Annotated in this window: 7 protein-coding genes; all 7 read right to left on the reverse strand. The window is 61.7% G+C overall.

Annotation, left to right across the window (positions count from 1 at the left end):
- Nucleotides 1-634: ATP-binding cassette domain-containing protein (locus tag QZ378_RS11615; protein ID WP_291258382.1), on the reverse strand; the 634-nt coding region annotated here is incomplete at its 3' end.
- A gap of 196 nt (nucleotides 635-830) precedes the next feature.
- On the reverse strand, nucleotides 831-1,955 hold the full coding sequence (gene nagA, locus QZ378_RS11620) for an N-acetylglucosamine-6-phosphate deacetylase (protein ID WP_291258383.1): 1,125 nt from the start codon (nucleotides 1,953-1,955) through the stop codon (nucleotides 831-833).
- A complete protein-coding gene (gene nagB / locus QZ378_RS11625) occupies nucleotides 1,946-2,698 on the reverse strand; it encodes a glucosamine-6-phosphate deaminase (protein ID WP_191529693.1) in 753 nt (250 codons plus the stop codon). Before nagB ends, nagA begins: the two co-directional genes overlap by 10 nt.
- 20 nt (nucleotides 2,699-2,718) lie before the next feature.
- Nucleotides 2,719-3,624, reverse strand: a complete 906-nt coding sequence (locus QZ378_RS11630) for a dihydrodipicolinate synthase family protein (RefSeq protein ID WP_291258384.1) — start codon at nucleotides 3,622-3,624, stop codon at nucleotides 2,719-2,721.
- Between the two features lie 59 nt (nucleotides 3,625-3,683).
- The gene (locus tag QZ378_RS11635) at nucleotides 3,684-4,529 is read right to left on the reverse strand and encodes a carbohydrate ABC transporter permease (RefSeq protein ID WP_291258385.1); all 846 of its coding nucleotides are present in this window, start codon (nucleotides 4,527-4,529) and stop codon (nucleotides 3,684-3,686) included.
- A 15-nt stretch (nucleotides 4,530-4,544) separates the two neighbouring features.
- The gene (locus QZ378_RS11640; RefSeq protein WP_291258386.1) at nucleotides 4,545-5,480 is read right to left on the reverse strand and encodes a carbohydrate ABC transporter permease; all 936 of its coding nucleotides are present in this window, start codon (nucleotides 5,478-5,480) and stop codon (nucleotides 4,545-4,547) included.
- Nucleotides 5,481-5,608: 128 nt separating this feature from the next.
- The gene (locus QZ378_RS11645; RefSeq protein ID WP_291258387.1) at nucleotides 5,609-6,958 is read right to left on the reverse strand and encodes an ABC transporter substrate-binding protein; all 1,350 of its coding nucleotides are present in this window, start codon (nucleotides 6,956-6,958) and stop codon (nucleotides 5,609-5,611) included.
- Nucleotides 6,959-7,177: the final 219 nt, after the last annotated feature.

Consider the following 7,177-nt stretch of genomic DNA (forward strand, 5'->3'; position numbering starts at 1 on the left):
AGCCATCCTTCATGATGACGATGCGGTCGCCCAGGGTCATGGCCTCGGTCTGGTCGTGGGTGACGTAGATGAAGGTGGTGTCGATGCGCTGACGCAGCTTGATGATCTCAGCACGCATCTGGTTGCGCAGCTTGGCGTCCAGGTTGGACAGAGGCTCATCCATCAGGAACACCTGGGGATCGCGGACAATGGCGCGGCCGATGGCCACACGCTGACGCTGGCCGCCGGACAGGGCCTTGGGCTTGCGATCCAGGTACTGGGTGATGTCCAGGATGGCGGCCGCCTCGCGAACCTTCTTGTCGATCTCATCCTTGGGAGTCTTGCGCAGCTTCAGAGCAAAGGCCATGTTGTCGTACACCGTCATGTGGGGATACAGAGCGTAGCTCTGGAAGACCATGGCGATGTCCCGGTCCTTGGGCTCCACGTCGTTCATCCGCTTGCCGCCGATGAACAGATCGCCATCGGAGATGTCCTCCAGGCCGGCGATCATCCGCAGGGTGGTGGACTTGCCGCAGCCGGAGGGGCCCACCAGCACGATGAACTCCTTGTCGGCGATGTCCAGGTTGAAGTCGTGGACGGCGGTCACCTTGTTGTCGTAGATCTTCTTCACATTCTTCAGCGTAACAGTTGCCATTTGCATGGGCCGAAAGAGCAATGCCTCCGCAAATGCCCTCTTGCCCGCAGGGAGTGAAACCCCACGGACGTTACGACAGGTCTCCACACTGCCGCACCGCCGGCCCGGCGGATGTTCCTCCTTTTTTACGGCTCACGCCGCCCTATGAGAATGGAGTAGAGGGGCGCGGCCTGAATATAGGGGTTGCGCTGCTTATTTAACCGCGGTCAACCAGTTCCCCGCGGAAAAATACGTCCTTGAGCTCCAGATTCTGATCCAGAACCACCACGTTGGCCCGCTTGCCGGGCTCCAGGCTGCCCATGCGGCTGAAGATGCCGATGGCCCGGGCGGGATTCACTGCGGCGGCCCACACGGCGTCCTCCAGGGGGATGCCGAAGGAGACGGCAGTGCGCATGCAGTTCATCAGGTTGGTAACCGAGCCGGCGATGGTGCCATCGGCCAGGGTGGCCAGCTTGCCTTTTACCTTGACGGCCTGGCCGCCCAGGGTGTAGTCCCCGTCGGACATGCCGGCGGCCCGCATGGTGTCGGAGATGAGAATGACCCGCTTGTAGCCGAACATCTTGAACACGGCCCGCACCACCGAGGGATGGATATGGACGCCGTCACAGATGAGCTCCACATTGCACAGGGGGGTGTCCAGGGCGGCACCCACCACGCCGGGGGCCCGATGACTGAAGGGAGGCATGGCGTTGAACAGGTGGGTCACCTGCCGGGCGCCCAGGCGGAAGGCCTCCATGGCGGTGTCATAGTCCGCCGTGGTGTGGGCGATGGACACGGTGACCTCCCCCTCCACCGCCTCGATAAACTCCATGGCGCCCGGCTCCTCCGGGGCGACGGAGACCAGCTTGACCAGCCCCTTGGAGGCGGCCATCAGCCGGCGGAACATATCCACGTCGGGGGCGTGGAGCCAGTCGCCGTTCTGGGCGCCCTTCTTGGCCATGGAGAGGAAGGGACCCTCCAGGTTGATGCCGCACAGCTCCGCGCCGGGCTTGTTGGCGTCCCGATGGGCGGCGGCCACCTGACAGACCTTTGTCAGCTGGTCCTCCAGCAGGGTCATGCCGGCAGGGCAGATCTGGGTGACGCCCTGGGAGAGCTCATACTTGGCCATGATCTCCAGGCCCTCGGGATCCGCGTCGGAGAAATCCTTCCCCATGCAGCCGTGGAAGTGGAGATCCGTCAGGCCGGGGATCACATAGCAGCCGCTGGCGTCGTAGGTCTTGCCGTCCGCGCTGGAGCTGGAGAGCAGCCGGCCGTCAAAGCACACGTCCCGCCGCACGAAGCCCTCCTTCAGATCAAAAACCTGACCGCCGGTTATCCGCATACGGGCACACCTGCCTCTGCCAGTTTGTGGAGGGCGGCCTTGTCGCCCACCAGGGTCACGTCGGGGTGGAGCTGGAGCACGGAGGCGGGAACCTCCTTGGTCACCGGGCCGGCAAAGGCGCGGCACACAATGTCGGCCTTCTCCTCGCCGCTGACCACCATCAGGATGCGCCTGGCGTTCATGATGTTCTTGATGCCCATGCTCAGGGCGTGGCGGGGCACCTCGTCCCGGCTTTCAAAAAAGCGCTGGTTGGCGTCGATGGTGCTGTCGGTGAGATCCACCACGTGGGTCTCCAGGCCAAAGTCGTCGCCGGGCTCGTTGAAGGCGATGTGGCCGTTGTGGCCCATGCCCAGCAGCTGGAGATCGATGCCGCCCAGGTCGCGGATGAGCCTGTTGTAGGCGGTGCACTCGGCCTGGGGATTCTTGGCCAGGCCGTCCAGCACATGGGTGTTCTCCGGCTTGATGTCGATGTGGTCAAAGAGATTGACCTGCATGAAGTAGCGGTAGCTCTGCTCGTGGTGGGGGGACAGGCCCAGGTACTCGTCCAGGTTGACGGAGCGGGTCTCGGCAAAGCTGAGATCCCCCTTCTTGTACCAGTCCACCAGCTGTTTGTACAGGCCCACCGGGGTGCCGCCGGTGGCCAGGCCCAGCACGCAGTTGGGCTTGTAGATCACCTGGGCGGAGATGATGTTGGCCGCCCGGCGGCTCATGGCCTTGTAGTCCTCCGCTTGATAAATACGCATATTCAGCAAGCTCCTATTCGTTAGCAGTATTTGGCGATGGCGGCGGCGATCATGGCATGGGCCTCGTCCACCACAGCGGTGTCGCTGTCGACGAGGGCGGGCATGGGCTTGCGGACGGAGCCGCAGGGCACGCCGTTCTTGGCCAGGATGGCCTTCTGCACGGCATACAGGTTGCCGTGGGCCTCGCACATCTTGTAGATGATACGGTCGATGTCGTTCTGGATCTGGCGGGCGGGCTCCATCTCGCCCTTCTGGAAGTGCTCATACACCTTCAGGAAGAGCTCGGGCATGACGGCGTAGGTGCCGCCGATGCCGGCGCAGGCGCCCATGGCCAGGCCGGAGATGTACTGCTCGTCGGGGCCGTTGAACACCAGTACCCCGGCGTCCTTCCACATCTGGATGTCCTGCACGGGCATGGAGGAGTTCTTCACCGCCACCACACGGGGGTTCTTCTGCATCTCCTTCAGCAGGGAGGGGGTCAGGGCCACGCCGGCCAGCTGGGGGATGTTATAGATGACGAAGTCGGTGTTGGGAGCCGCGGCGGAGATGTCGTTCCAGTACTGGGCGATGGCATACTCCGGCAGGTGGAAGTAGATGGGGGGAATGGCGGCAATGGCGTCCACGCCCAGGCTCTCGGCGTGGGCGGCCAGCTCCCGGCTGTCAGCGGTGTTGTTGCAGGCCACGTGGGCGATGATGACCACCTTGCCCTTGGCCTCGGCCATGACGTTCTCCAGCACCACCTTGCGCTCCTCCACGCCCTGGTAGATGCACTCGCCGGAGGAGCCGCCCACGTACAGGCCGTTGACGCCCTTGCCGATCAGGTAACGGGTCAGGCCCCGCACCCGCTCCGGGGAGATGTTCCCCTCGTCGTCATAACAGGCATAAAAGGCGGGAATGACACCGCGGTATTTGTTCAGATCGCTCATGATAATTCCTTCTCTCATTCTAAAGCTATTCCGATCTTTTTGCAAGTGGAAAATGTGGCTCAGCCCTTCACGGCGCCCATGGCAATGCCCTGGGTGAAGTACTTCTGGAAGGCGATAAACACCACGATGATGGGGATGGAGGCCAGGGCCGCGCCGGCCATGATCAGGCCGAAGTCGGAGGACATCTCGCCCTGCAGGTTGGCAATGGCCAGGGGCAGCGTCCAGTTCCGCTCGCTGGTGAGCATGACCAGCTGGAGGAAGTAGTCGTTCCAGGTGTTGACGAAGGTGAAGATGGCCAGGGCGCCGATGCCCGGCTTGATCATGGGGAACACCACGCTGAAGAAGGTGCGCAGCTCGCCGGCGCCGTCCACACGGGCGGCCTCCAGAATCTCGGTGGGCACCGTCTCAGAGAACTGCTTCATCAGGAACACGCCGAAGGGCCAGCCCACGGTGGGCAGGATCACGGCCCAGATGTTGTCGTTGAGGCCGATGGCGGTCATCTCCTGCAGCAGGGGGATGACGATGACCTGCTTGGGCAGGGCCATGGCGCAGATGATGATGGTGAACAGAATGCCGCGGCCGTAGAACCGCTTCTTGCCCAGGGCGTAGCCGGCCAGAGAGGCGGTGACGCAGGTCAGGATCATGGCCATGGCGGAGATAAACACGATGTTGAACAGCCACAGGAAGGCGGGGTGCTCAAACAGCCGCGCATAGTTGTCGACGGTCGGGTTCTGGGGGAACCAGATGGGCTCACGGGCGTTGATTTCGATGGCGTCCTTGAAGGAGCCGGTGACGATCCAGTACAGCGGGAACAGGAAGAACAGGGTGATGAGAACCAGGATCACTACGGCGAATACCTTGTACCCGGTGGAAGTACCGCTCAGATCGGTCTTTTTGTTTATCATGTTCTCTCTCCCCCCTTAGTCCGTCTTCGCCACTTTGAACTGGATGGCGGAGAAAATGGCGATGATGATGGCCAGAACCACGCCGATGGCGTTGGCGTAGCCCAGGTCGTTGAGGCGGTAGGCGGTGTCGTACACCTGATACATGATGGTCATGGTGGAGTTCAGCGGCCCGCCCTTGGTCAGCAGCTGGATCAGCGCGAAGCACTGGAAGGAGTTGATGGTGGTGATGACCAGCACGTAGAGGGTGGTGGGCATGATCTGGGGCCACTTGATCTTCCAGAACACCTGGAGCTTGGTGGCGCCGTCCACCTGGGCGGCCTCGATGAGGGACTGATCCACGTTGCCCAGGGCCGCCACGTAGAGCACGATGGGCTGGCCGATGGAGGTGGTAAAGAGGATGAGGATGATGAACCAGAGGGCGGTGCGCTGGTTGCCCAGCCAGTCAAAGCCCACGTTGTTGGTTACCTGATTGAGGATGCCGTTGTAGGGGTTGAGGATCCACTTCCACACCACGGTGATGGCCACCGAGCCGGTGACCACCGGCAGGTAGAACACGCAGCGGAAGAAGGAACGGGGGATGGCGTGCATCTTGTAGATGGCGGAGCTCACCCACAGGGAGAAGGCGGTGACGGTGGGCACCGCCACCACCACGATGATCAGGGTGTTGATAAAGCCCTTGTGGAACACGGGATCCTGGAACAGCTTGATGTAGTTGCTCAGCCCGGCGAAGCCCTTGATGCCGCCCAGTCCATACTCCGTGAAGCTGTAGAACACGCAGATGAACATGGGGATCACCACAAACCCGATGAAGAAAATCAGGCTGGGCAGCAGGAACAGGTAGGCGGAGATGGTCTCTCTGCGCACCAGGGCCTTGCTCATGCCGGAGAACTGGGACTGCTTCTGCTTTTTAGGCTTCCGCTCGGCGGTCGCCGCTGCGGTGTTTTGCGCCATGAATCTCCCTCTCTTTCAAGTGGTTTTCTGCCTTTCCCGCACCGGGAAAAGAGGCTGTGCCCGCCCCCTCTCAGCAGGGAGCGGGCACAGGAGTGCACAATTTAGATCAGATGCTCCGGTAAGTAAGCTCAGCCGATGTTGGCGTTGGCCTGCTCCACGAAGCTGTCGGCCGCGGTCTGAGGATCAGCACCGGTGGTGAGGATCTCAGCCAGCATGGGCCACCAGAAGCCGCGCTGCTCAGTCCAGCCGCCGGTCAGGTTGTAGTAGCGGCCCAGGTAGTCGCTCATCAGAGCGAAGGGAGCGCGCAGCTCGGCATCGGCGTCGCCCTCATAGACGTCGCCCCAGTCGGAGTGGACGGGGAAGAAGCCGGTGGTCTTCACGGCCTCGGTGCCGGCAGCCTGGTCGTCGCACACGAACTGGATGAACTTCTTGGCGGCGTCGATCTTGGCCTGGTCGCCGTTGTCAAACACGCCGAAGCCGTAGGGGCCGGCCATCTCCAGCTCGGGGGTGCCGTCGTCGGAGGGGAAGGCCATGGCGAAGGGGGTGAACTGGGTCTGCTCGGCGTACTGGGTGTAGTTGGAGTAGTTCCAGCAGAAGGTCACGGCGCAGGTCTGGTTGGCGAAGGACTGCAGCTCGTCGGCGGCAGCGTAGCTGGCGTTGGCGGACAGGGAGCCGTCGTTCACCATGGTCTGCAGCAGGGTCAGGGCCTTCACGTTGTTCTCGCTGTTGGCGGTGTAGGAGGTGCCGTCCTCATTGACATAGTAGTCGGAGTACAGGTTGTTGACGAGGGCGCGGGTACCCTGGTCCCCGCCTTGGGCTCCGCAGTAGATGATGCCGGGGGTGGCAACGTTGACGGTGCCCGCCGCCGCGGCGTCACGAACGGCCTCCATGGCTTTTACGAAGTTGTCGGTGGTCCAGGTGCGGGTTTCCTCGTCGATATACTGGAGGGCACCGGCCGCCTCAAAGGCCTCGTAGTTGATGGCCATACAGTGAGCGGCCACGCTCAGGGGATACATGTAGTAGGTGCCGTCCAACTGAGACACGGAGGAGATGCCCTCGGCAATGTCGGAGCCGCCAGTCTCCCACAGGTCGGACAGATCCACCATCAGGCCCTCACGGGCGTAGTTGCCCACGATACGCTCGGGGCCCTCGAAAATGATGTCGGGGCCGGTGCCAGCGGTGATGGCGGAGGTCAGCTTCTGATCACCGTCTTGATAGTTGATGGGAGTGACGGTGATCTTGATATCGGGATTCTGCTCATTGAAAGCAGCAATGATAGGCTCCCAATTGGATGCCTCGGCAAACCCACCGACATTGAAGGACCAGAGGTTGAGTTCAACGGCGCCGCTGGAGCTGCCGCCGGTCTCGCCGCCGGGCGCGGGGGATTCACTGTTACCCTGGGAGCCGTTGCCGCAGGCGGCCAGCCCCAGAGTCATACCGGCGGCGAGCAGGAGCGCAAGAGGTTTCTTCATGTTCATTGTTCTTCCTCCTCATTTTCGATAAATTTTTCTTTCCAGGACGTCTCGTCCATTGTGTAGATTGTATAATTCCGAGGGTGTTTTGTCAATATGCTTTTCGAAGAAAATTTTATTTCTCCAAAAATTCTGCAAATTTCTTTCACGTTTTGCAATACGCGGTCAAATGTGCTTGTCTGAAAGCACCTCCGCCACGGCCTCCCTTGTCTCCGCACTGCCCTG

This window comes from Flavonifractor sp., from assembly GCF_019422385.1.
In the GTDB taxonomy this organism is placed as follows: domain Bacteria; phylum Bacillota; class Clostridia; order Oscillospirales; family Oscillospiraceae; genus Flavonifractor; species Flavonifractor avistercoris.